Annotated in this window: 22 protein-coding genes and 1 pseudogene; 12 read left to right on the forward strand and 11 right to left on the reverse strand. The window is 73.4% G+C overall.

Going from position 1 to position 22703, the window contains the following annotated elements; genetic code table 11:
- Nucleotides 1–582, reverse strand: a complete 582-nt coding sequence (locus JT721_RS05730; RefSeq protein ID WP_205471985.1) for a hypothetical protein — start codon at nt 580–582, stop codon at nt 1–3.
- A 343-nt stretch (nt 583–925) separates the two neighbouring features.
- Between JT721_RS05730 and JT721_RS05735 the strand changes: the two genes are divergently transcribed.
- From JT721_RS05735 to JT721_RS05745, 3 genes are all read left to right on the forward strand, one after another.
- Entirely contained in the window at nt 926–1570 is a 645-nt protein-coding gene (locus JT721_RS05735) for a LysE family translocator (RefSeq protein ID WP_205471986.1), read from the forward strand.
- A 107-nt stretch (nt 1571–1677) separates the two neighbouring features.
- Complete coding sequence (gene clpB, locus JT721_RS05740) at nt 1678–4263, forward strand: ATP-dependent chaperone ClpB (RefSeq protein WP_205471987.1); 2586 nt, start codon at nt 1678–1680, stop codon at nt 4261–4263.
- Between the two features lie 75 nt (nt 4264–4338).
- Nucleotides 4339–5418, forward strand: coding sequence for a hypothetical protein (locus tag JT721_RS05745; RefSeq protein ID WP_205471988.1), 1080 nt, complete (start codon nt 4339–4341; stop codon nt 5416–5418).
- A 14-nt stretch (nt 5419–5432) separates the two neighbouring features.
- On the opposite strand, the gene JT721_RS05750 is transcribed toward JT721_RS05745, so the two are convergent.
- Nucleotides 5433–6590: a pyridoxal phosphate-dependent aminotransferase gene (locus JT721_RS05750; RefSeq protein ID WP_205471989.1), complete on the reverse strand. Its 1158-nt coding sequence runs from the start codon at nt 6588–6590 to the stop codon at nt 5433–5435.
- 65 nt (nt 6591–6655) lie between these two features.
- Here JT721_RS05750 and JT721_RS05755 point away from each other — a divergent pair, with 65 nt between their 5' ends.
- Nucleotides 6656–6865 (forward strand): hypothetical protein, encoded by a 210-nt coding sequence (locus JT721_RS05755; protein ID WP_205471990.1) that lies wholly within the window; start codon nt 6656–6658, stop codon nt 6863–6865.
- 63 nt (nt 6866–6928) lie between these two features.
- On the opposite strand, the gene JT721_RS05760 is transcribed toward JT721_RS05755, so the two are convergent.
- A complete protein-coding gene (locus tag JT721_RS05760; RefSeq protein WP_205471991.1) occupies nt 6929–7234 on the reverse strand; it encodes a class I SAM-dependent methyltransferase in 306 nt (101 codons plus the stop codon).
- Between the two features lie 43 nt (nt 7235–7277).
- Here JT721_RS05760 and pyrE point away from each other — a divergent pair, with 43 nt between their 5' ends.
- Both pyrE and JT721_RS05770 read left to right on the forward strand, forming a co-directional pair.
- Nucleotides 7278–7808: an orotate phosphoribosyltransferase gene (gene pyrE / locus JT721_RS05765; RefSeq protein WP_205471992.1), complete on the forward strand. Its 531-nt coding sequence runs from the start codon at nt 7278–7280 to the stop codon at nt 7806–7808.
- Nucleotides 7805–8470, forward strand: coding sequence for a DedA family protein (locus JT721_RS05770; protein WP_307827907.1), 666 nt, complete (start codon nt 7805–7807; stop codon nt 8468–8470). The genes pyrE and JT721_RS05770 overlap by 4 nt, the downstream gene beginning before the upstream one ends.
- Here JT721_RS05770 and JT721_RS05775 read toward each other — a convergent pair.
- Nucleotides 8433–9200, reverse strand: coding sequence for a VTT domain-containing protein (locus tag JT721_RS05775; RefSeq protein WP_307827908.1), 768 nt, complete (start codon nt 9198–9200; stop codon nt 8433–8435). The genes JT721_RS05770 and JT721_RS05775 overlap by 38 nt on opposite strands.
- Before the next feature lie 102 nt (nt 9201–9302).
- Between JT721_RS05775 and JT721_RS05780 the strand changes: the two genes are divergently transcribed.
- Nucleotides 9303–9950: a TrmH family RNA methyltransferase gene (locus JT721_RS05780; protein ID WP_205472091.1), complete on the forward strand. Its 648-nt coding sequence runs from the start codon at nt 9303–9305 to the stop codon at nt 9948–9950.
- Nucleotides 9951–9969: 19 nt separating this feature from the next.
- On the opposite strand, the gene JT721_RS05785 is transcribed toward JT721_RS05780, so the two are convergent.
- From JT721_RS05785 to JT721_RS05795, 3 genes are all read right to left on the reverse strand, one after another.
- Entirely contained in the window at nt 9970–10722 is a 753-nt protein-coding gene (locus JT721_RS05785) for a hypothetical protein (protein ID WP_205471993.1), read from the reverse strand.
- 75 nt (nt 10723–10797) lie between these two features.
- A complete protein-coding gene (locus JT721_RS05790) occupies nt 10798–11544 on the reverse strand; it encodes a septum formation family protein (protein WP_205471994.1) in 747 nt (248 codons plus the stop codon).
- A gap of 113 nt (nt 11545–11657) precedes the next feature.
- Nucleotides 11658–12128, reverse strand: a complete 471-nt coding sequence (locus tag JT721_RS05795) for a DUF2867 domain-containing protein (protein WP_205471995.1) — start codon at nt 12126–12128, stop codon at nt 11658–11660.
- An 83-nt stretch (nt 12129–12211) separates the two neighbouring features.
- Here JT721_RS05795 and fbaA point away from each other — a divergent pair, with 83 nt between their 5' ends.
- On the forward strand, nt 12212–13243 hold the full coding sequence (gene fbaA / locus JT721_RS05800; protein ID WP_205471996.1) for a class II fructose-bisphosphate aldolase: 1032 nt from the start codon (nt 12212–12214) through the stop codon (nt 13241–13243).
- Nucleotides 13244–13434: 191 nt separating this feature from the next.
- Complete coding sequence (locus tag JT721_RS05805) at nt 13435–13863, forward strand: DUF3151 domain-containing protein (RefSeq protein ID WP_205471997.1); 429 nt, start codon at nt 13435–13437, stop codon at nt 13861–13863.
- Here the strand turns inward: JT721_RS05805 and JT721_RS05810 are convergent.
- Nucleotides 13833–14762: a LysR substrate-binding domain-containing protein gene (locus tag JT721_RS05810; RefSeq protein WP_205471998.1), complete on the reverse strand. Its 930-nt coding sequence runs from the start codon at nt 14760–14762 to the stop codon at nt 13833–13835. The two genes, JT721_RS05805 and JT721_RS05810, sit on opposite strands and share 31 nt — an antisense overlap.
- 102 nt (nt 14763–14864) lie before the next feature.
- On the opposite strand from JT721_RS05810, the gene JT721_RS05815 reads away from it, so the two are divergent.
- Nucleotides 14865–15827, forward strand: coding sequence for a YeiH family protein (locus JT721_RS05815; protein ID WP_205471999.1), 963 nt, complete (start codon nt 14865–14867; stop codon nt 15825–15827).
- 3 nt (nt 15828–15830) lie between these two features.
- Here JT721_RS05815 and lysS read toward each other — a convergent pair whose 3' ends face one another.
- A complete protein-coding gene (gene lysS / locus JT721_RS05820; protein WP_205472000.1) occupies nt 15831–17537 on the reverse strand; it encodes a lysine--tRNA ligase in 1707 nt (568 codons plus the stop codon).
- A 214-nt stretch (nt 17538–17751) separates the two neighbouring features.
- Between lysS and JT721_RS05825 the strand changes: the two genes are divergently transcribed.
- Nucleotides 17752–18741, forward strand: coding sequence for a helix-turn-helix transcriptional regulator (locus tag JT721_RS05825; protein ID WP_205472001.1), 990 nt, complete (start codon nt 17752–17754; stop codon nt 18739–18741).
- Nucleotides 18742–18848: 107 nt separating this feature from the next.
- On the opposite strand, the pseudogene JT721_RS05830 reads toward JT721_RS05825, so the two are convergent.
- A pseudogene (locus tag JT721_RS05830) lies at nt 18849–19815 on the reverse strand (IS481 family transposase).
- 616 nt (nt 19816–20431) lie between these two features.
- Between JT721_RS05830 and JT721_RS05835 the strand changes: the two are divergent.
- On the forward strand, nt 20432–21604 hold the full coding sequence (locus tag JT721_RS05835) for an HNH endonuclease signature motif containing protein (RefSeq protein WP_205472002.1): 1173 nt from the start codon (nt 20432–20434) through the stop codon (nt 21602–21604).
- A 50-nt stretch (nt 21605–21654) separates the two neighbouring features.
- On the opposite strand, the gene JT721_RS05840 is transcribed toward JT721_RS05835, so the two are convergent.
- Entirely contained in the window at nt 21655–22587 is a 933-nt protein-coding gene (locus JT721_RS05840; RefSeq protein ID WP_240340207.1) for a diacylglycerol kinase family protein, read from the reverse strand.
- Nucleotides 22588–22703 lie beyond the last annotated feature (116 nt).

Genomic DNA, 22703 nt, shown 5'->3' on the forward strand with positions numbered 1-22703 from the left:
TCAGCTCGTCGGGGCCTGCTCCAGCTCGATCCGCTCGTGCGCGCCCAGCGGCGTGATCGTCACCTGGATCGGCTCCAGCGGGTTGGTGTGCCACCGTCGGGCGACTCCGATGTCGGGCTCGGTGCCCTTGTCGGGCCCGTCGGGCGCGGTGAGCTCGCACTCCAGCCGGGTGCGGTCGCCGTCCGCGGGATCGACGACGCCGGCCCCCGACAGCGACACCGAGTCGCCCACCGTCGACTCGGTGGAGTCGTCCGCCGTGAAGAGCACGTCCTGGCCGGCCTGCTGCTGGCGCAGGTAGCACTCGACCTTCAGTGGCTGGGCACGGGTGCCGGTCGCCCCCTCGAGGTACGCCGACCAGGTCACCATCGCGGGGCTCGTGCCGAGGTGGGGCGTGAGGTCCCATCCGAACGACCCGCTCGCCCGCCCGTCCGGCACCGTGATCCGCAGCTCCGTGGTGGTCGGCGCCGGTGCTGCCGACGGGCTCGGCTCGGTGGCGGGCTCGTCGGCGTCGCCGGTGCACCCGGCGAGCGCGGCCAGCACGGCGACCGCGGCCACGCCGCGGGCGATCAGCTTCGTGTCCACGGCCCTGATCCTGACAGGCCCGTGTCATCGCTGGTCGAGGAAGGACGAAGTCCTGTCTCGACACCCCGTGAGCCGGAAGCCCCCCGTTCCCACTGGAGGGCCTTCGGGTGCGGGGGTTTCGAGACAGTTGCTAGCGCAACTTCCTCAACCAGCGGCGCCACCGCTGGTTGAGGAGGGACGAAGTCCCGTCTCGAAACCCGGTGAGCCGGAAGCCCTCCGTCCCTACTGGTGGGCGTTCGGCCGAGTGGGGTCTCGACGGGCGCTCCTCGCTGGGGCTCGCCGCTGCTCGACCACCAGCGCAGCGGTGGTTGTGCCGTCGCGGGAAGGGGCGTTGCATGGGGGCATGGAGCTCGGGACCCTGATCGCCTTCCTCGTGGTGGCTGCGGTCGCCTACGTCACGCCCGGACCGGACTGGTTCGTGGTGATGCGGCACGCGACGACGTCGCGGCGGCAGGGGTGGGTGGCGGCGGCAGGGGTGCAGTGCGGGCTGCTGGTGCACATGACGGCGGCCGCGGTCGGGGTCGCGGCGGTGATCCTGGCGAGCGCCCAGGCGTTCACGGTGCTCAAGCTGGTCGGCGCGGCGTACCTGGTCCTCCTCGGCGTCCGCGCGCTGCGCGACTCGTGGCGTCGCAGCAGCGCGCCCGATCGGCCCGATCGGCCCGACCGGGCCGAGGCGGAGCAGCCGTGGGGGCGGGTGTGGCGGCAGTCGTTCACCGCCAACGTGCTCAACCCCAAGGCCGCGCTGTTCTTCGTGGCGGTGCTGCCCCAGTTCGTCTCCGGGTCGCTGCCCGTGGCGTCGCAGGTGGTGGTGCTCGGGCTGCTCGACGTCGCGCTGGGGCTGGCCTGGTGGGCGGTGTTCGTGGTCGGCGTGCGTGGGGTCCGGTCGGTGCTGGGCGGGGCACGGTCGCGGGTCGTGGTCGACCGGGTCGCGGGTACGGCGCTGATCGGGCTCGGCGGGGTGCTGGCGCTGAGCGATCGGCGTGCCTGAGCCGGGTGGGCCGATTCCGCAAGGTCAGATAAGTTGAGTGGAACAGACTCAACTCTGGCGACGTTGGGCTTGGTGAGAACCCGTCACGACCCGCAGGAGACCCAGGCATGACCCAGTTCGGTGCCGACAAGTTCACGACCCGCAGCCGCGAGGCCATCGAGGCCGCGCAGCTCGACGCCACCCGGGCCGGCCACAGCACGGTCGAGCCCGCCCACCTCCTCGTCGCCCTCCTGGCCCAGCCGGAGGGCACCGCCCGCACGCTGACGACCAAGGCCGGGGTCGACCCCGAGACGCTGCTCGCCGCCGCGCGCAGCGTGGTCGCCGCGCTGCCGAGCGCGACCGGCAGCACGGTCCGCCAGCCGGCCGCGGCGCCGGCGCTGACCCGGGTGCTGGCCACCGCGCTCGACCTGGCCGCGGGTCTCGGCGACGACTACGTCGCCAGCGAGCACCTCGTGCTGGCCCTCGCCGGCACCGAGAGCAGCGCCCAGAAGGTGCTGCTCGACTCCGGGCTGACCCAGGACGTGCTGCGCGACAACCTCACCGCCGTGCGCGGCAACCGCCGGGTGACGAGCCAGGACGCCGAGTCGACGTACGAGGCGCTGGCGAAGTACAGCGTCGACCTCACCGCCGCCGCCGAGCAGGGTGCGCTCGACCCGGTGATCGGCCGCGACGCCGAGATCCGCCGCGTGATCCAGGTGCTGAGCCGACGCACCAAGAACAACCCCGTGCTGATCGGCGAGCCCGGCGTCGGCAAGACCGCCGTCGTCGAGGGGCTCGCCCAGCGGGTGGTCGACGGCGACGTGCCCGACTCGCTCAAGGGCCGCCGGGTGCTGAGCCTCGACCTCGCCGCGATGGTGGCCGGCGCGAAGTACCGCGGCGAGTTCGAGGAGCGGCTCAAGGCGGTGCTCGAGGAGATCAAGGACGCCGGCGGCCAGGTGATCACCTTCATCGACGAGCTGCACACGGTCGTCGGCGCGGGCGCCGGTGGCGACTCGGCCATGGACGCCGGCAACATGCTCAAGCCGATGCTGGCCCGCGGCGAGCTGCACATGATCGGCGCGACCACGCTCGACGAGTACCGCGAGCGGATCGAGAAGGACCCCGCCCTCGAGCGCCGGTTCCAGCAGGTCTTCGTGGGCGAGCCCAGCGTCGAGGACACCATCCAGATCCTGCGCGGCATCCAGGAGAAGTACGAGGCCCACCACGGCGTCCGGATCACCGACGCCGCGCTGGTCGCGGCCGCGACCCTCTCCGACCGCTACATCACCGGCCGCCAGCTGCCCGACAAGGCGATCGACCTGGTCGACGAGGCGGCCTCGCGGCTGCGGATGGAGATCGAGTCGTCGCCGGAGGAGATCGACCAGCTGCGACGGCAGGTCGACCGGCTGAAGATGGAGGAGTTCGCGCTCGCCAAGGAGAGCGACGACGCCTCGGTCGAGCGGCTGGCGGCGCTGCGCGCCGACCTCGCCGACCGCGAGGAGGAGCTGCGCGGGCTCGAGGCCCGCTGGGAGCGCGAGAAGTCCTCGCTCGAGGGCGAGGGCGAGCTGCGCCGCCAGCTCGACCAGCTGCGGATGGAGGCCGACCGGCTCCAGCGCGACGGCGACCTCGGCGCCGCCAGCGAGATCCTCTACGGCCGGATCCCCGAGCTGGAGCAGCAGATCGCGCGCGTCGAGCAGGTCGAGCAGACCGAGCTCGAGCCCCTCGTGGGCGAGGAGGTCGGTGCCGCCCAGATCGCCGACGTGGTCGAGGCCTGGACCGGCATCCCCACCGGCCGCCTGCTCGAGGGCGAGACCTCCAAGCTGCTGCGGATGGAGGAGGTCATCGGCGAGCGGCTGATCGGCCAGCACGACGCCGTCCGCGCGGTGAGCGACGCCGTACGCCGGTCGCGGGCCGGCATCGCCGACCCGGACCGCCCGACCGGCTCGTTCCTCTTCCTCGGCCCCACCGGCACCGGCAAGACCGAGCTCGCCAAGTCGCTGGCCGACTTCCTGTTCGACGACGAGCGGGCGATCGTGCGCATCGACATGAGCGAGTACTCCGAGAAGCACGCCGTCTCGCGCCTGGTCGGGGCGCCGCCCGGCTACGTCGGCTACGACGAGGGCGGTCAGCTCACCGAGGCGGTGCGGCGGCGGCCCTACTCGGTGGTGCTGCTCGACGAGGTCGAGAAGGCGCACCCGGAGGTCTTCGACATCCTGCTCCAGGTGCTCGACGACGGCCGGCTCACCGACGGCCAGGGCCGCACGGTCGACTTCCGCAACACCCTGCTGGTGCTGACCAGCAACCTCGGCTCGCACTTCCTGGTCGACCCCACGCTCGACCCGGTCGCCAAGCGCGAGTCGGTGATGACGGTGGTGCGCTCGTCGTTCAAGCCGGAGTTCCTCAACCGGCTCGACGAGGTGGTCGTCTTCGAGGCGCTGACCCGGGACGAGCTCACCCACATCGTCGACCTCCAGCTGGGGCTGCTCGAGAAGCGCCTCGCCGCCCGGCGGATCACCGTGACCGTCACCGACGCGGCCCGCGCCTGGCTCGCCGAGACCGGCTACGACCCGGCGTACGGCGCGCGTCCGCTCCGGCGGCTGGTGCAGTCGGCGATCGGCGACCCGCTCTCGCGGCTGCTCATCGGCGGCGAGGTCACCGACGGCGGCTCGGTCACGGTCGACCGGGCCGAGGACGGCCTGGTGCTGCGCGTCTGAGCCGGTCCTCGAGCCGCCCGAGGCGGGGTCGGGTGCGTTGTCGAGGGCATTGGCCGGGTCTGTTGGAATGGGGGCATGAGCGACAAGCCCCTGCCGCGCCCCGGCCAGGCCACCCTGGCGGGCTGGATGGTGGTCGTGGGGTCGGTGCTGGTCGTCGTGAGCGCCTTTGAGCGGCTCGGGTCGCTGCGCTCGCTGGAGACCCAGGAGGCGATCGAGGAGTTCCTCGCCGAGCCGCCCGCCGACGGGCTGGGCCTGTCGCTGCAGGACGTGACCTCGCTGCTCCACGTGCTGGTGATGGTCACCGCCGGCCTCGCGACGGCGTCGGCGATCCTGGGCTGGTACGCGCTCCGGCGCTCGCGCAGCGCCCGGCTCGCGCTCGGCGTCCTGGCCGGCCCGCTGTTCCTGGCCGGGCTGTCGGTCTCGGGCCTGATGCCCGCGATCGTGGCGGCGTCCGTCGTCGTGCTCTGGTTCCAGCCGGCCCGCGACTGGTTCGACGGGGTGTCGCGGCCCGAGCCGCCGACCGCCCCGGTCGAGCGCCGGCCGGTCTGGCCCCCCGAGCAGCCGCCGGCGGGCGAGGAGCCCTGGCGCTCGGCCCCGCCGCCGACCGGTCCCGGCCTGCCGCCGGTAGCCGGCCCGCCGCAGCCGCCGTCCGTCACGGGCTCGCAGGCGCGGCCGGTGAGCGGGTTCGGCGAGACCCGACCGACGTGGCCGGCCACCCCCGGCCCGGCCCGGCGGCCGGCGTCCGTGGTGTGGGCCTGCTTCCTCACCTGGGCGTTCAGCGTGACGGCGGCGCTGGTGCTGACGGTCTCGGTGGTCTGGATCCTCAGCGACACCGACCGGTTCCTCGCCGAGATGGTGAAGCAGGAGCCCGAGCTGCTGGAGATGATGTCGCGGTCGATGGTGGTGACCTCGGTGGTCGCGACGCTGGTCGGCCTGATCGTCGCCGTGGTGGTGGTCAGCGGCTTCGCGGTGCTGGTGTGGCGCGGCGTGCCGTGGGCGCGGCTCGCGCTCACGATCTCCGCCGCGCTGGGTGCCGTCGGCAGCCTGGTGCTGCTGGTGGGCGCGGTGGCGATGGTGGTGCCGCTCGTGGGCGCCGCAGCGATCCTGATGCTGATGCTGCGCCCTGACACCGCGGCCTGGTTCGACCGCCGCTGACCGCGCGCGGGTCGTCAGGCCCGCAGCTCGGCGGCACCGAGCCGGCGCAGACCCTCCTCGATGACGTCGGGCGTCTTGCAGAACGCCCAGCGCACCAGCTGGTCGCCGGCGTCGGAGTCGTGGAAGCCCTGGCACGGGATCGCCACCACCCCCGCGCGCTCGGGCAGGGCCAGGCAGAACGTCAGGCCGTCGGGCCAGCCGAGCCCCGAGATGTCGGTGAGCGCGAAGTAGGTGCCCTCGGGCACGCGGACGTCGAGGCCCGCGTCGGTCAGACCCGCGCAGAGCAGGTCGCGGCGCGCGCGCAGGTCGGCCGCGAGCTGGGTCGGGAAGTCCGGCTCGTCGTCGAGGGCCTGGGCGATCGCCGGCTGCAGCGGCGCGCCCGAGGTGAAGGTCAGCCACTGCTTGGCGGCCATCGCCGCGTCGACGAGCGCGGCGGGGCCGGTGGCCCAGCCGACCTTCCACCCGGTGAACGAGTACGACTTGCCGGCGCTCGACAGGGTGAGGGTGCGCTCCCACATGCCCGGCAGGGTCGCGATCGGCACGTGCTCGTGGCCGTAGGTGAGGTGCTCGTAGACCTCGTCGGTGACCACCACCAGGTCGTGCTCGACCGCCAGGTCGGCCACCGCCTGCAGCTCGGTGCGGGTCAGCACGGTGCCGGTCGGGTTGTGCGGTGAGTTGAGGAGCACGAACCGGGTGCGCGGCGTCACCGCCGCCCGCAGCTGCTCGACGTCGAGCCGGTAGTCCGGCGCCCGCAGGGTCACCGGGCGGCGTACGGCGCCGGCCATCTGCAGCATCGCGACGTAGCTGTCGTAGTAGGGCTCGAGCACCACCACCTCGTCGCCCGGGTCGACCAGGCCGAGCAGCGCCGACGCGATCCCCTCGGTGGCGCCGGTCGTGACCAGCACCTCGCGGTCGGGATCGACGTCGAGGCCGTAGTGCCGGGCCTGGTGGGCGGCGATCGCACGCCGCAGCTCCGGCACGCCGTACCCCGGCGCGTACTGGTTGTGCCCGGACCCCAGGGCCTCCACCGCCCGGACCACCACCGACGGCGGCCCGTCGACGTCGGGGAACCCCTGCCCGAGGTTGACCGAGCCGGTGCGCGCGGCGAGCGCGGACATCCGGGTGAAGATCGTCGGGGGGATCCCGTCGAGACGAGCGGCCGGGCGGATCATGCCGCCACGCTAGCCGCCGGTCGCCGCCCTTGCTGGTGCGTCGGCGCCGGCCGTAGCGTCGCCGGATGCCGAACTACCCGCTCTTCTCGGGCTCCAGCTCCGCCGCGATCCTGGCGCTCACCGCCATCCAGACCGCCCGGGGCGCCGACCCCGCTGCCGCCGTCGAGCGCGCGGCCCGCGCCTGGCACGGCCGGCTCGTCGAGGTCGGCACCGACTCCTGCGAGCTGCACGAGCTCACCGCGCTCGTCGAGGCGGTGCTGGGGCAGCCGGGCTGAGGAGGGTGGTGGAATCCCCGGTCGGCCGGGGATTCCCAGCGTTGTCGGGCATGGCAATGCCCATCAACACTCAGAACCGGCCGACAAGTCGCCCTGCACCAGGGCGAGGTCGGGGAACCGGCGGCGGGCGCGCTCCAGCATCCCCGCGGACGGGTCGGTGCCGACGACGCGGAAGCCACGGGCGGCGAGGTCGTGCGCCTGGTGGCCGGTGCCGCAGCCGACGTCGACGACGGGGCCGCGGTCGGGGACCTCGCGGAGCGCGGTCGCGAAGAGGTCGACCGCGGCGCGCTCGGTCTCCGACCCGTACGCGGTCGGGAACGTCTCGTCGTACAGCCCCGCGAGGGCGTCGTAGCCGGGCTGCGCCGTCACGGGGCGAGGCTAGCGCCGTCGGGCCGCCCGATAGCCTGCGGGCGTGACAGCCGACCCGACCCTGGCCGCCGACATCGACGCCGTGTGCCGCCTCTCCGGCACCTTCACCCTCCGCTCGGGGCAGGTGTCGTCGGAGTACTTCGACAAGTACCTCTTCGAGGCCGACCCCCGGCTGCTGGCCCGGGTCGCCGCGCAGATGGTCGGGCTGGTGCCCGCCGACACCGAGCTGCTCGGCGGGCTCGAGCTGGGCGGGGTGCCGATCGCGACGATGGTGAGCAGCCTGACCGGCACGCCGGCGCTGTTCGTGCGCAAGGAGGCCAAGCAGTACGGCACCTGCAAGCTCGCGGAGGGCCAGGACGTCGCCGGGCGCCGGGTGACGCTGGTGGAGGACGTGATCACCACCGGCGGCGCCGTGCGCGACGCGACCCGGGCCCTGCGCGAGGCGGGCGCCGTCGTCGAGGTGGTGGTCTGCGCGATCGACCGCAGCCCCGAGGGCGAGAACCCGCTCGCCGACGTCGGGCTCGAGGTGCGCCCGGTGCTCACCAAGGCCCAGCTCGACGCGGCGCGCGCGTGACGGCCCACCATGCCGCCCTGCTGGCGGCGGCCAAGGACCCCGACGACCTGACCGGTGTCGCGGGCTGGGCCGTCGACGTGATGGACCGGCTCGGCGGTCTCGGCGCGGGGCTGCTCATCGCGCTGGAGAACCTCTTCCCGCCGCTGCCCAGCGAGCTGATCCTCCCGGTCGCGGGCTTCACGGCCAGCCGGGGCGACATGGCGCTGGCCTCGGCGCTGATCTGGACGACGGTCGGCTCGGTGGTCGGTGCGCTCGCCCTCTACGGCCTCGGTGCGGCGTTCGGCCGCGACCGGGTGCTCGCCGTCTACCGCCGCCTCCCGCTCATCGAGGAGCGGGACTTCCACCGCACCGAGGAGTGGTTCGACAAGCACGGCCGCAAGGCGGTCTTCTTCGGCCGGATGATCCCCATCTTCCGCAGCCTGATCTCGCTCCCGGCCGGCGTCGAGCGGATGCCGGTCAGCCAGTTCGTGCTGCTCACCACGGCCGGCAGCGCGGTCTGGAACTCCACCTTCGTGCTGATCGGCTACCAGCTCGGCGAGCAGTACGACAAGGTCGAGCCGGTCGTGGCCTACCTGCAGTACGCCGTGATCGCGGCGGTGCTGCTGGCGATGGCGTGGTTCGTGATCAGCCGGCTGCGATCTCGTCGGTTCCCGGCTGCCTGACCGGCGCCTCGACGACCGGCCCGTCGACGACGGGCGTGCCGGCGGACTCGGCCCGGCGGTGGTGGCGGTGCCGCCACCACTCGATGACGATCGGCACGGCGGTGAACGCCAGGATCGCGAGGATCGCCAGGTCGATGTTCGACTGCAGCCACGGCACGTTGTCGCCGAGGAAGTAGCCGAGCGAGGTGATGCTGACGACCCACAGGACGCCGCCGACCAGGCTCCAGAAGTAGAAGCGACCGCGGTCCATCCGGGTCACGCCGGCGACCACGGTGATGTAGGTGCGCACGAAGGCGATGAAGCGCCCGATGACCAGGGCCTTGTTGCCGTGCTCGGCGAAGAACCGCTCGGTGTTGTCGAGGTACTTCCTCTTCAGCAGCCGACCGTCGCGCTGCCGCAGCGGCGGCCCGATGCCGCGCCCGATCTCGTAGCCGATCGCGTTGCCGAGCCACGCGGCGCCCAGCAGCAGCGTCATCGCGAGCAGCATCTCGACCAGCCGGGTGCCCGGGAACTGGTCGATCTGGCCGGTGGCGATGAAGATGCCCAGCGCGAAGAGGAGGCTGTCGCCGGGCAGGAACGGGAAGAACAGCCCGCACTCGACGAAGATGATGATGAGGCACACCCAGAAGAACTGGGTACCGAACCTGTCGAGGAGCCACTCGGGGTCGAGGTAGTCGATCCCGAGGAGCAGGCTCGTGGCCCACGGCTGGAGCTCGGCGATCGAGGGCACGGGCCCAACTTACCCGTGCCCGCCCACCCCGTGCCGCCGCGTCCCTAGGCTGGTCCTGTGACGACGCCGGACGCCGACCCGCCGCGCGCGCCGTACGACCCCATGCCGCACGGCCCGGCCGAGGTCGGGGTCGGACCGTGGGAGGGTCCGTGGCCGGAGGGCGCGCAGTACGACGCCGCCCTGCTCGCGGAGGGCGACCGGCGCAACGTCGTCGACCGCTACCGCTACTGGTCGCTCGAGGCGATCGTCGCCGACCTCGACACCCGGCGCCACGACTTCCACGTGGCGATCGAGAACTGGCAGCACGACTTCAACATCGGCACGATCGTCCGCTCGGCCAACGCGTTCCTCGCCCGCGAGGTGCACATCGTCGGCAACAAGCGGTGGAACCGTCGCGGCGCGATGGTCACCGACCGCTACCAGCACGTGCGCCACCACGACGACGTCGCCGCCCTGGTGGCGCACCTCGCCGAGCAGCCGGGCGAGCCGGTGCCGCTGCTCGGCATCGACAACCTGCCGGGCTCGCAGCACCTCGAGACGATGGCGGTGCCGCGCCGGGTCTGCTTCCTCTTCGGCCAGGAGGGGCCGGGACTGTCGGAGCAGGCCCGCGGGCTCTGCGACGGCACCTTCTCGATCGCGCAGTTCGGCTCGACGCGCTCGATCAACGCCTCGGCCGCCGCGGCGATCGCCATGCACGCCTGGGTGCGCGCCCACGCCGACCTGTCCGACGACGCGGCCTGGCGGGGCTGAGCCGCCAGGCCGCGACCGGTCAGCGCGAGGTCTTGGTGAAGCAGGCGATCACGAAGCGGTTGCGCGCCAAGGGCCGGTAGGACCACCGGAAGGTCCGGCTGGACACCTTCGGGGAGCACTTCCGGATCGCCGCCTTCCGCAGCAGCCTCTCCACCTTGCTGTCCGAGCCGCGCGCCTTCGTCACGAACGCGTGCACGCTGCGGTAGGCGTGCGGCTTGTTGCAGGCGGTGAACTTGCCGCTGCCGGTGGTGCAGCGGGCCACCTTGTCGGGCACCCGCTTGCCCTTCTTCAGCTTCGGCAGCGGACCCTTGGGCAGGGGCAGCAGCCGCGACCCGGCGTCGAGGGCGACGTGGCAGGAGATCCAGCGGGCCCCGGCGGCCCGCTGGCCGGCGTCCGGGACGAACCACCACGACGAGTAGAGCGACAGGTAGTACTTGCGCGGGTCCTTGCCGGCCAACCGCCAGTGGTCGGGGTCGCAGGTCCTGCCGACCGCGGCGAACAGGGCGGGCGAGTCGTCGACCAGCGAGACCCCGTCGGGGACCAGCCCCACGGCGTAGACGCGGCTGGTGTGGCGGCCCGAGCACTGCACCGCGTTGTGCGCGTACGACGACTCCCAGCCGGCCTTGACGGTCAGTCGGTAGCAGGAGCCCTCGGCGGGCGCGCCGGCCATCGGGTCGGCCGCGACGGCGGGGGCCGAGGGCAGCAGGAGCAGGCCGGTGCCGGCCAGGAACAGCGAGAGGAGCGCCCCGAGGGCGCGGCGGGAGAGGGACATGGCAGGTCCAGTCGGGCTGGGCCCGGACCCGTCGCCCGGGCGGTGCGTGACCCTAACCCGCGGAAGACGGTCGTGTCAGCGCTTGGGCTTGAGGCAGACCACGCGCTTCTCGCCGGCCTTCCAGGCGCCCTTCGGCGCCCACTCCCAGCGGTAGTCGCCCTTCTTGTTCGACGCCGACTTGCACTTCTGCCGACCGATCTCGCGCAGCCGGTCGGCGCCGGGCCAGCGGCCGCCGAGCACCACGACCTTGACCGCCCGGAAGCGGTGGGGCCGCGCGCAGGAGGTCATGTGGAGCTTGCCGGTGCGGCAGCCGGCGACCGTGCGTGGCAGCGGCTTGCCGGGCAGTCGCGGCGACGGCAGGGTCTCGAGGCGGCGACCGCCGCCCAGCACCAGGTCGCACCGCAGCCAGCGGGCGCCCTGCGCGCGCTGCGCCTTGGTGGGCGCGAAGAACGCGTACTGGTACGCCGAGAGCGCGCGGGTCGCGACGTTGCGGCCGAGCGCCCGGGCGAGTGCTGCCGTGCACGGACGGGCGGTGGCCGCGGCGGCCTGGGCGGCGTTGGTCAGCTTCACCCGCTTGGGCGTGCGCACCACCGCGATCGTGAGCGCCGTGTGCGGGCCGGCGCACGAGACCGGCGTGCTCCGGTCGGAGACCTGGTCGAGGGTGCGCACGCCGTAGCTGCGGCACTCGCCCACGCGCGGCTGGCCGGCGGCCGGGTCGGCCTGCGCAGCGGCACCGCCGGCGACCAGCCCGGAGACCAGCCCGGAGACCAGCAGGGCGAGCAGCGCGCCGAGGGCGGCGGTGCGGGACAGGAGGAGCTGCACGGGGAGGGCCTTTCGTGGGGAAGCGCCGGCGGGAGTGGCACGACCGGACCGTCGATCGTAAGCACGGCGGCGCCGGCCCGGGCAACCTGAGCGGCGGCCTCGTGAGGGAGGTCTCACCCGAGCTCGGTGCGGGTGCGGCGGTGGGTCAGCTCCACCACCGCCTCCCGGGCCGGCAGGTCGGCGAGCAGGTACGCCGCGCCGACCAGCCCCTGCGGCGCGAGCCGCACCGTCTGGGTCAGCGTGCAGCCGGTCGAGCGGGCCCGGAGCGTGCTGGTCAGCTCGACCCGGCCGGGGGAGCGGACGTCGGCGACCAGGACCAGGCGCCGGGCCCGGCGGTCGGCCTCGACGACGTGCCAGAAGCCGGCGCGGTCGCCGGCGCGCAGCAGCGGGTGCTCCGGCACCGGCCAGCGGCGGCCGCCGCCACCGACCAGCCGGTCGACGAGGCCGCGGAACCGCAGCGGCGCCGCGTCGACGTACCACCGTGGCTCGGCGCCGGCGGCGGCCAGCCGCACCCAGCCCTCCTCGACGGGGATCGCGAGCGTGCTCGACCGGGACGACGAGGTCAGCGAGGAGCGGCGGCGCACGTCGTCCACGCTACGGACCCGGTGCACGCGCGAGCCGCTAGGGTCGAACCGTCCGCCGCAGACCTTCCGAGGAGCCCCGCGCCATGCCCATCGCCACCCCCGAGAAGTACGCCGAGATGCTCGACTCCGCCAAGAACGGCGGCTACGCGTTCCCGGCGATCAACGTCTCGTCCTCGCAGACGCTCAACGCGGCCCTGCAGGGCTTCGCGGAGGCGGGCTCCGACGGGATCATCCAGGTCTCGACCGGTGGCGCCGAGTACTTCTCCGGCCCGTCGGTGAAGGACATGGTCACCGGCTCGGTCGCGTTCGCGACGTTCGCGGCCGAGGTGGCGAAGAACTACCCCGTCAACATCGCGCTCCACACCGACCACTGCCCGCAGGACAAGCTCGACGGCTTCGTCCGCCCCCTCCTCGACCTCTCGGTCGAGCGGGTCGCGCGCGGAGAGGCGCCGCTGTTCCAGTCGCACATGTGGGACGGCTCGGCGGTGCCGCTCGACGAGAACCTGTCGATCGCCGCCGAGCTGCTCGAGAAGTGCACGCGCGCCAACATCGTCCTCGAGATCGAGGTGGGCGTGGTCGGCGGCGAGGAGGACGGCGTCGAGAACGCCATCAACGACAAGCTCTACTCCACGCCCGAGGACGCCATCGCCACCGCGAAGGCGCTCGGCACCGGCGACCGCGGTTTCTACATGACCGCGCTGACCTTCGGCAACGTGCACGGCGTCTACAAGCCCGGCAACGTCAAGCTCCGCCCCGAGGTGCTCAAGGAGGCCCAGGCGGCCGTCAGCCGCGAGCTCGGCCTCGACGAGGGCAGCAAGCCGTTCCACCTGGTCTTCCACGGCGGCTCGGGCTCCAGCGCCGAGGAGATCGCCGCCGCGGTCGACTACGGCGTGGTGAAGATGAACGTCGACACCGACACCCAGTACGCCTTCACCCGCCCCGTCGCCGCGCACATGTTCAGCAACTACGACGGCGTGCTCAAGGTCGACGGCGAGGTCGGCAACAAGAAGGCCTACGACCCGCGCGCCTGGGGCAAGGCCGCCGAGGCCGGCATGGCCGCCCGCGTCGTCGAGGCCTGCGAGCACCTGCGCTCCGCCGGCCGCACCATCGGCTGACCCGCCCCCGGTGGTCGAGCAGCGAGCGTCAGCGAGCGTCGTCGAGACCCCGTACGCCGCAAGCCCTCCCGTTCCACCGGAGGGCGTTCGGCCTTCGGGGGTCTCGACGGACGCTCCTCGCCGGGGCTCGTCGCTGCTCGACCAGCGGGGACGGTCGGCACCGACCGGACCCCGCGGGGGATGATGGACCCATGAGCTCCTTCGGCGGCGACCTGATGGCCGGCCCTCCCCCCACCCACCTGCCCCACGACCCCGCGGCCGACGTCCTCGCGGCCGGCATCGACAAGATCGACGTCGTGCGCCTCCACCCGGCGTCGCCGCTGGCGTGGTCGATGCTGGGGGCGCAGACGGCGGCGGAGGAGGGCGACCCGGTGACGGTCTACGCCTACGCGCGGGTCGGCTACCACCGCGGCCTGGACCTGCTGCGCCGCAACGGGTGGAAGGGCCACGGCCCGGTGCCGTGGGAGCACGAGCCCAACCGCGGCTTCCTCACCTGCCTGGCGCTGCTGGCCAAGGCCGCCAAGGCGATCGGGGAGACCGACGAGTGGGAGCGCTGCTCGCAGTTCCTGCGCGACTCCAGCCAGACGGCCTACGACGTGCTGTTCCCCGAGGCCGGCTGACCCGGCGTACGCCGGGCGATCCGCAGCAGGTCGGCGGCCGCACCCGCGGGGCGCCGCTCGGGCAGCCAGACCGCCCGCAGCGCCCGCCCCAGGTCGAGGTCGGCGACCGGTACGGCGACCAGGAGGCCGGTCGCGAGCTCGCCGGCGACCGCCAGCTCGCTGAGCACCGCGGCGGCGTCGCCCTCGACGGCCGCGGCCTTCACGGCGGCGGTGCTGGCCAGCTCGAGCGGCTGGTCGCGGAGCGTGAGCCCGGCCAGCGCGAGCGCCCGGACCAGGGTGTCGCGGGTGCCGGAGCCGGCCTCGCGGAGCACCAGGTCGCCGGCGACCAGCTCGTCCGCGCTCAGCGACGTGCGGCGACGGGCCCACGGGTGGCCGGCGGCCACGACGACCACCAGCCGGTCGCGGGCGACGGTCGTCGACTGCACGGTGCGCGGCACCGTGGGTGACTCCACGAACCCCAGCGCGACCGCGCCGTCGCGCACCCGCCGCAGCACGTGCCCGGTGTTGCCGACCTCGAGGCTGACCTGGAGGTCGCGGTGGCTGACGCGGAACCGGGCCAGCCAGCGCGGAGCGAGGTGCTCGGCGACCGTCAGGCTGGCGGCGACGGTGAGGTGCGCGGCCCGCTCGGCGGCCAGCGACCGCGCGCCGTCCGCCACCCGGTCGACGGCGTCGAGCGCGTCGCGGGCCCAGGCCACCACGACCTCGCCCTCGGTGGTGAGCCGCGAGCCCCCGGGCCCGCGCACCAGCAGCGTCAGCCCCAGCTGACGCTCGAGGCGGCCGAGGGCGCGGCTCGCGTTGGGCTGGGCCATGCCGACCTCGCGGGCCGCGGCGCCGAGCGAGCCGCTGCCGGCGACCCGGACCAGCAGGTCCAGTGCGGTGAGGTCGGGGCGGGCGGCCATGCGCGGACGATATGCCTGAGCGTCAAGACATATCAACAGCGCATGGGTCGTGGCCCGAACGACGCCTACCGCCATACGGTCCCGTGGCCGAACGTGGGAAGCGTGGACCCCCGACTGCCCGGCCTCGCCGTCGCCGCCGTCGGTGCGGCGGTGGCGCTGGGCGTGCACGCGATGGTGCCGGCCCTCGGCGCGACGCTGGTGGCGATCGTGGTCGGGCTCGCGCTGGGTGCGGGACGCCGCCTGGGGCCCGTGCACCAGCCGGGGCTGGCGGTCGCCACGCGCACGCTGCTGCGCGCAGGCGTGGCGCTGCTCGGGCTCCAGCTGGTGCTCCCCGACCTGCTCGCCCTGGGCTGGCCGGTGCTCGCCGTCGCCGCCGGCGTGGTGGTGGCCGGCATCGGCGGCACCCTTCTGCTGGCCAACGGTCTCGGCGTGCCGGCCGACCAGGCGCTCCTGGTGGCCTGCGGCTTCTCGATCTGCGGCGCGGCGGCCGTCGCCGCGGTCGACGGCGTACGCCGGGCCCGGCGCGAGTCGGTCGCCACCGCGGTCTCGCTGGTGGTGGTGCTGGGCAGCGCGACGATGCTGCTGCTGCCCGCCGCGGCGACCGCTCTCGGGCTGCGCCCGGAGGCGGCCGGGGCGTGGTCGGGCGCGTCGGTGCAGGAGGTGGGTCAGGTCGTCGTCGCCGGCGGGCTCGTGGGCGGCGCGGCGCTCCAGGTGGCGGTGGTGGTCAAGCTGGCCCGGGTGCTGATGCTCGCGCCGGTGCTGGCGGTCCTGTCGGTGCGGGCCCGGCGCGAGACGGTGCCGGGGGAGCGGCCGCCCGTGGTGCCCGGGTTCGTGCTGGCCTTCGCGGGGTGCGTGCTGGCGGCCTCGGCCCTGCCGCTGCCCGGCTGGCTGCTGGCGGCGGCGGGCGGCGTGCAGGCGGCGGCGCTCACGACGGCGATGGTCGCGATCGGTGCCGCCCTCGACCCCGCGGTGCTGCGCCGCACCAGCCCCCGCGTCGTGGGGCTCGCCCTCGGGGCGACCGTGCTGGTCGCCGGGCTCGGGCTGCCCGCGGCGTACCTGGTGTGAGCGTCAAGCGGGGGTGAGCAGCGAGCGCACCTTGTCGGCGCCCAGGGCGAGGAAGAGCGTCGGCAGTCGCGGCCCCCGGTCGGCGTCGACGAGCAGGTTGTAGAGCAGCCGGAAGAACGCCTTCTGGTCCGCCTTCACCTCGTCGGTGGGCGCGGCGTCGAGGGTCAGCCCCCGACCGAGCTTCGGCACGCCGTAGATCAGCTCGGTGGTCGGCTCGAGCGTGAGCTCGTCGGGCAGCCGCTCCAGCAGCGCGTCGATCCAGCGGCGCTCGTCGTCGGCGAGGGACGCCAGACGCGCGGTGTCGGGCTCGCTGCGCACGGTGGTGCGGTCCTCGGCCGGCACGAAGTCACGGGTCCAGGTCATCGCCCGCTCCAGCCGCGGCTGGAGGTCGTCGACCGAGCCGTGCGCGTGGCCGGTGCCGGCGACGATCCGCGAGATCAGCTCGGCGCTGCCGGCGGTCACGTCGGCCACCGACGAGAGCAGCCGGAACGGCACCACGACCGGCGGGGTCGGCAGGGTGCCGGCCCACGCCGTCGACGACGCCCGCTCCCAGGCCAGCACCTGGGCGTCGCGCTTCTCGGGGTCGGCCGCCTTGCGGCCCAGGGCGTCCCACTCGTCGTAGAGGCGCACGACCTCGGGACCGAAGTCGATGTTGAAGGTCTGCCGGGGGTTGCGGCGCACGTAGAGCCACCGCAGGATCGGCGCCTCCAGCACCCGCAGCGCGTCGGCGGCCGTGGGCGCGCCGCCCGCCGACGACGACATCTTCTGCACGCCGGCGAAGCCCACGAACCCGTAGCCGAACCAAGCGGGTCGCTTCATCCCGTAGATCGACTCCACCAGCTCGTGCCCCACGGTGAACGACGACCCCGGGGTCGCGTGGTCCATGCCGGCCGGCTCGAAGTCGACCTGCTCGAAGGCCCAGCGCATCGGCCAGTCGACCTTCCACACCAGCTTGCCGTCGAAGTCGGTGGACAGGTTGGTGGTGCCGTCGTGGGCGCACGCGTCGCAGGTGTAGGTGAGCGTCGTGGTCTCGTCGTCGTACGACGTGATCGTGGTGGTGTCGCGGCCGCAGTCGGCGCAGTAGGGCTTGTAGGGGAACCGGGCCAGGTCGCCGGAGCCGGTGGTCTCGTCGTCGGCGGCGACCGAGTCGGCCAGCGCGGCGGCCTCCTGCTCGGTCTCGGCCTCGACCGGCTTCTTGGTGCGGTGGCGGGCCAGCACCGCCTCGATCTCGTCGCGCCGCGCCACCGCGGTGAGCACCTGGTCGCGGTAGGTGCCGGCGCGGTAGCGCTCGGTCTGCGAGATCTCCTCCATGTCGACACCCATCGCGTGCAGGGCGTCGCGGAGCGGGGCCTTGAAGTGGTCGGCCCAGGAGTCGTGGCAGCCCTCCGGGTCGGGCACCCCGCTCAGCGGCCGGCCGATGTGGTCGGCCCACGACGGGTCGACGCCGGCCGGCACCTTGCGGAACCGGTCGAAGTCGTCCCACACGTGCAGGTGGCGCACCTCGAGGCCGCGCCGGCGCAGCTCCTCGGCGACGAAGTGGACGGTCAGGAACTCGCGGAGGTTGCCCAGGTGCACCGGGCCGGACGGGCTGGCCCCCGACGAGCAGGTGATCCGCGTGGTGCCGCCGCGCGCCTCGGCGTGGCGGACGGCGTCGTCGGCAGCCCTCGTCACCCAGTCGTGGGGCGCTGCGTCGTTGCCGGGCCGTGCCATCCGTGGTGCTCCTCGTGCCGGTGGTGGGGGGCCCCGTCGGCCCCGGATCACGCTAGCGCGCCGGCCGCGGGCGCAAGAACGCCGGGGGCGTCCCCTGCGTCGGCCCCCGGCGTTCCGCCGACGTCGAGCGTCGGCCTGGTCATGGTGCCCTGTCCCGTCGCGGCCAACCGTCCCTCGGCGGTCGCTGGCACCAACCTGCCACTAGGCTGGCCCGGTGCCCCGCGCCCCCAGCTCGCTGATGACCGCCCTCGGGTTCTCGCGGGCCACCGACCGGGTCTACCACCGGGTGCTCGCCCAGTCCGGCCGCGAGCTGGTCTCGGTCGCCGAGGCACTGCTCCGCTCGCCCGAGGAGCTGCTGCGCGAGCTCGCCCCGCTCATCGACGTCGGCATCGTGCACGTCGAGGACAACCGGGTCTTCGTCTCCACCCCGGCCGAGGCGGTCTCGCGGATGCTCGACGAGACCGCCACCAGCGCCGCCCGCGCCCACGCCCGGCTCGGCGACATCTCCCAGGCGATCCCGTTCCTCACCGCCACCGGCACCCGCCCCGCGCCGGGCGAGGTGCACGACGTCCTGCCGCTGGACGGCGAGGTCAGCTCGGGCGGCAACATCCCGGGCCTGCTCACCGCCCTGCTCACGCAGTCGGCCGGCGACGTGCTGCAGCTCCGGCCCGACCAGTGGCGCACGGCCGGCCCCGACCCGGTCACCGACGTGCTGCGCGAGGTCGTCGCCTCCGGGCGCCGGCTGCGCTCGATCTACCCCCTGCGCGCCCTGCAGGAGGGGCGCCCGGTGCTCGAGGCCCGGGCTGAGCTGGGTGAGGAGATCCGGCTGATCGCCGACGTCCCGACCCGGATGCTGATCCTCGGCACCACCCACGCCATCCTCCCCGAGCCCCTCGGCTTCGCCTCCGAGCCGCGCAGCCTGATCCGCCAGCGCGGTGTCGTCGAGGCCCTCACCGCCTGGTTCTCGCTGCTGTGGCAGCACGCCACCCCGGCGCCGTTCGCGGACCAGTCCGAGCCCCGCCCCGACCTGCGCCGTTTCCTCCTGCAGCAGCTCGCCCAGGGCGCCCAGGACGAGCAGATCGCCCGCCGCCTCGGCGTCAGCCTCCGCACCGTCCGCCGCCGCGTCGCCGACGTCCTCTCCGAGCTCGGCGCCGACACCCGCTTCCAGGCCGGCGCGGAGGCCGTGCGGCGCGGGTGGCTGTAGGCGCTGGTTGAGGTGCGGTCACGAAACCTCGTACGACGCCCGGGACCACGCGTCGGGTCACTTCAGTGCTGACTCGGGGCGCCCGCGCGCCTAGCTGTACCCGGCCATCAGGTTGGTAGCAGGCGGCTGATGGGTGGCTTGCCTCCGAGTGCGCTGTGGCGGCGTTCAGTGTTGTAGTGCTCGAGCCAGGGCGCAAGGGCTGCGGATCGTTCATCGTTGTTGGTGAAGACGCGGCGGTAGGCCCACTCGGTGGCGAGGGTTCGGTTGAGGCGCTCGACCTTTCCGTTCTGCCAGGGGCAATGGGGCTTGATGAACGTCTGCCTGATGTCGTGGTCGGCGCACACGCCGCGCAGCGAGTAGCGGTAGGCGAAGGCGTTGTCGGTCATCAGCCGTTCGATCCGGGTGATGCCGTGTGCGGCGAAGTAGTCGATGGCGCGCTTGAGGAACTCGGCGCAGGTGAGGCCTTGCTCGTCGGGCAGGATCTCTGAGTAGGCCAGGCGGGAGTGGTCGTCGACGAGCGAGTGGACGTAGTCGTAGCCGACCTTGATCTTCTTGCGGGCAGCGGTGGAACCCATCTGCCGGCCGTGGGCCTTCCAACCGCCACCGTCGGGGATCTTGCCGAGCTTCTTAACGTCCATGTGGACCAGCTCGCCGGGCCGTTCGCGCTGGTAGCGGACCGCGGTCTGCTTGGAGGAGCGGATCACCTCGCCCGGTGATCGGATCGAGCTCGCGCAGGTAGGGCACACCGTGGCGTCGCAGGATCCGCGACACCGTGCGGGCCGGCACGCCGATCTTCGGCCCGAGCACATCGGGGCCATCGCGATGCTCGGCCCGAGCTGCGAGGACTTTCTGCTCGACCTCAGCGTTGGTGCGTGTGGGCATCGTGTGCGGGCGCGAGGACCGGGTTTCCAGTCCGGCCTCTCCTTCGGCCGCGTATCGGTCGATCCAGGTCTTCACGCACTTGCGTGACACGCCCATCGCGGCGGCGATGTGGGCTTGTGGCCAGCCGGCCTGGTGGCGCTGGACGATCAGTCGACGACCGTGAACGGTCAGCCGGGCACTACCGTGGGACACGAGAACCTCCGGGTGGAAGTGGGCCTTAGACAAGCCACATCCCATTCGGAGGTTCTCGTTCGTTCAACCAGGCTCGCCGCTACCAACGTCCTGGCCGGGTACACCTAGCAGGCCGACGCTTGCCGTCAAGGATTCCCTGCGGCGCCTTCGGCGTCCTTGACTGCGAGCCTCGGTCGGCCTGCTGTACGGCGCACTGCCGGCACTCGCAGGCTCGCGCCGCCAGCACTGCGCGGGCTCGCCCACCGCTGGTTGAGGAAGGCGTGCAACGCCTGTCTCGAAACCCGGTGAGCCGGCAGCCCTCCGGCAACCACGGCGGGCGGCCCCGCTTTCGCCGAGCCGTCGTTAATTAACGCCGGGTCGGCGCAACCCCGATCCGCATCCGTTGGGGACGGAAGGGCGTTCGGCCTGCGGGGGTTTCGAGACAGTCGCTAGCGCGACTTCCTCAACCAACGTGGGCGGCGCCGGGCGCTGGTTGAGGTGCGAGGAGCGCTAGCGACGAGCCTCGAAACCCGGCGAGACGGACGCCCTCCCGCAACCACAAAGAGAATCCAAATGCCCCTGTGGACAACGCCCAAACCGGGGTCCGACTGTCGGTGGCCGCTGCTTGGATGAAGGTATGGCAGCCAGCCACGCCGAACCCTTCGACACCGCCGACGCGGTGCTCGACCGGCTGCGCCCCAACCGCACCGAGATCGCCCGGCTCGAGGCCGACAACCTCGCCTGGGCCTGCACCTGGGCCGACCTCCACCCCGGCGAAGCCCTCCTCGACACCGTCCCCGGCAGCGAGCAACTCGCCCGGCTCGGCGGCCACGGCTGCCCCGAGGTCGCGGAGTTCTGCGTCGCCGAGCTCGGCACCGCCCTCGGCACCTCCACGCACGCTGCAAGGTCCTACCTCGCCGAGGCCCTCGAGCTGCGCCACCGCCTCCCCAGGCTCTGGCACCGGGTGCAGTCCGGGCACACCGTCGCCTGGAAGGCCCGCCTCGTCGCCCGCCAGACCATGACCCTGCCGAATGCCGGCGCGGCGTACGTCGACGAACGCCTCGCCCACAAAGCGTCCAGGCTCGCGCCCAGGCAGATCGATGTCCTCGTCAACGAAGCCCGGCTCCGGTTCGACCCCGAACAAGCCGAAGCCGACCGCATCAAAGCCGCCGAGCAGCGGCACGTCACCATCACCCACGGCCCCAACGGCATCGCCTACGCCGACGCGATCGTCGACACCGCCGTCGCCATCGACCTCGAAACAGCGCTCGCCAGGGCAGCCGCGAAGATCGACACCCAGGACTCGCTCGACGTGCGCCGCTCCATCGCCCTCGGCCACCTCGCCCACGGTGACGCCGGACGCGAGATCGTCATCCACCTCCACGACCAGCACGTCGGGTTGCTCGAGACCACCGGCCAGCCCCTGCTCGTCACCCAGGTCGAGCAGTGGTGCCGAGAAGCCGGCACCACCGTGACCGTCAAGCCCGTCATCTACCTCAACCAGCACCTGCAGACCGACAGCTACCACCCCACCGAGCGACTGCAACGCCAGACCCAGCTGAAGATCCAGCACTGCGCAGCCCCCTGGTGCACCCGCCCAGCCCGACGCTGCGACACCGACCACACCCTGCCGTACGAGCAGGGCGGCACCACCTGCGCCTGCAACCTCGTCCCGCTCTGCCGGTGGCACCACCGGATGAAGACCCACACCCGCTGGACCTACCACCGCATAGCACCCACCACCTTCCTCTGGAGGACACCCCACAACGGCTGGGTCGTCGTCGACCACACCGGCACCTGGGAACCCTGACCACCCCGCCCCACACCCCGCCGCCCCAGCACCACGAGAGGGCAGCGGGGTCAGCGGTCTGCCTGCTCCTCGGCGGGCAGCACCATCGAGTACGCCGCGGGCTCGAGGCGCCAGGTGCGGTGCCGCTCCGGGCCGGAGAGCTCGCCGTCGGCGCTGAGCCAGAACTTCTCGCCGGAGACGGTGACCGTCGAGCCGCGGAGGTAGGTGACGTCGGTGCGCTCGGCATGCCGGCCGACGACGAGTCCGGCGGCGTAGCCGAGCATGGCGAGCCTGCCGGCGGGGCGGGAGATCATCACGTCGAGGCGGCCGTCGCCGGCGTCGGCGTACGGCGTGAGCTCGGTGCCGCCGCCGACCTGCGCGCCGTTGCCGACGGCGACCTGGAGCACCGGGCGGTCGCGGTCGGCGACGACCTCGCCGTCGACCTCGACGGTCAGGCGGAGGGTGCGGGGGCGGAGCGCGGCGACGAGGGCACCGATGGGGTAGCCGAGGCGGCCGAGGTTGACCTTGCCGACACCGATGCTGCCGAGCCGCTCCTTGACCCGGGCGCCGATCCGGCTGGCCTGCGCGCCGGCGCCGACGTGGACGTTGTTGACCACGACCTGGCCGGTGTCGTCGACCACCAGGTCCCGCGGCCGCACGACGCCGCTGCACAGCACCCGGGCGGCCTCCTCGATGTCGAGGGGGATGCCGTTGCCGCGGGCGAAGTCGTTGCCGGTGCCGAGGGGGAGCAGGCCGACGACGGCCTTCTTCAGCTCGTTGCGGCGGTGGAGGGCGGCGATCACGGCGTGCAGGCTGCCGTCGCCGCCGGCGACCACGATCCGGCGCGACCCGGCGCGGTGGAGCACGCTGTCGAGCTCGCCGGAGGTGGCGGTGCCGGCGACCTCCACCGAGCACTGCTGGCGCAGCACGGCGAGCGCCGTCTCGAGCACCGCCTCGTCGGAGGTGCCGGCGGCGCTGTTGCTGATCACCAGGATCGGGTCCATCAGCCGGACCCTACTCCGGAGGACGGGCGGCCCCGCTTTGGTAGCGTGTGGCCGCAAGAGCCCCGGCCTTGTGCCGGGGCTCCGGCCTTTCCAGCACCGACCGTGAGAGTGAGCCA

It is taken from the genome of Nocardioides sp. SYSU D00038, assembly GCF_016924665.1.
Classification (GTDB): Bacteria; Actinomycetota; Actinomycetes; order Propionibacteriales; family Nocardioidaceae; genus Nocardioides.

Excerpts from the sequence above, each read along its gene's own strand:
- JT721_RS05745 (WP_205471988.1), top strand. The coding sequence starts at position 4,339 with ATGAGCGACAAGCCCCTGCCGCGCCCCGGCCAGGCCACCCTGGCGGGC.
- lysS (WP_205472000.1), bottom strand. The coding sequence starts at position 17,537 with ATGGCACGGCCCGGCAACGACGCAGCGCCCCACGACTGGGTGACGAGG.
- JT721_RS05780 (WP_205472091.1), top strand. The coding sequence starts at position 9,303 with ATGCCGCACGGCCCGGCCGAGGTCGGGGTCGGACCGTGGGAGGGTCCG.
- JT721_RS05735 (WP_205471986.1), top strand. The coding sequence starts at position 926 with ATGGAGCTCGGGACCCTGATCGCCTTCCTCGTGGTGGCTGCGGTCGCC.
- JT721_RS05805 (WP_205471997.1), top strand. The coding sequence starts at position 13,435 with ATGAGCTCCTTCGGCGGCGACCTGATGGCCGGCCCTCCCCCCACCCAC.
- JT721_RS05755 (WP_205471990.1), top strand. The coding sequence starts at position 6,656 with ATGCCGAACTACCCGCTCTTCTCGGGCTCCAGCTCCGCCGCGATCCTG.
- JT721_RS05840 (WP_240340207.1), bottom strand. The coding sequence starts at position 22,587 with ATGGACCCGATCCTGGTGATCAGCAACAGCGCCGCCGGCACCTCCGAC.
- fbaA (WP_205471996.1), top strand. The coding sequence starts at position 12,212 with ATGCCCATCGCCACCCCCGAGAAGTACGCCGAGATGCTCGACTCCGCC.
- JT721_RS05810 (WP_205471998.1), bottom strand. The coding sequence starts at position 14,762 with ATGGCCGCCCGCCCCGACCTCACCGCACTGGACCTGCTGGTCCGGGTC.
- JT721_RS05785 (WP_205471993.1), bottom strand. The coding sequence starts at position 10,722 with ATGTCCCTCTCCCGCCGCGCCCTCGGGGCGCTCCTCTCGCTGTTCCTG.
- JT721_RS05835 (WP_205472002.1), top strand. The coding sequence starts at position 20,432 with ATGGCAGCCAGCCACGCCGAACCCTTCGACACCGCCGACGCGGTGCTC.
- JT721_RS05750 (WP_205471989.1), bottom strand. The coding sequence starts at position 6,590 with ATGATCCGCCCGGCCGCTCGTCTCGACGGGATCCCCCCGACGATCTTC.
- clpB (WP_205471987.1), top strand. The coding sequence starts at position 1,678 with ATGACCCAGTTCGGTGCCGACAAGTTCACGACCCGCAGCCGCGAGGCC.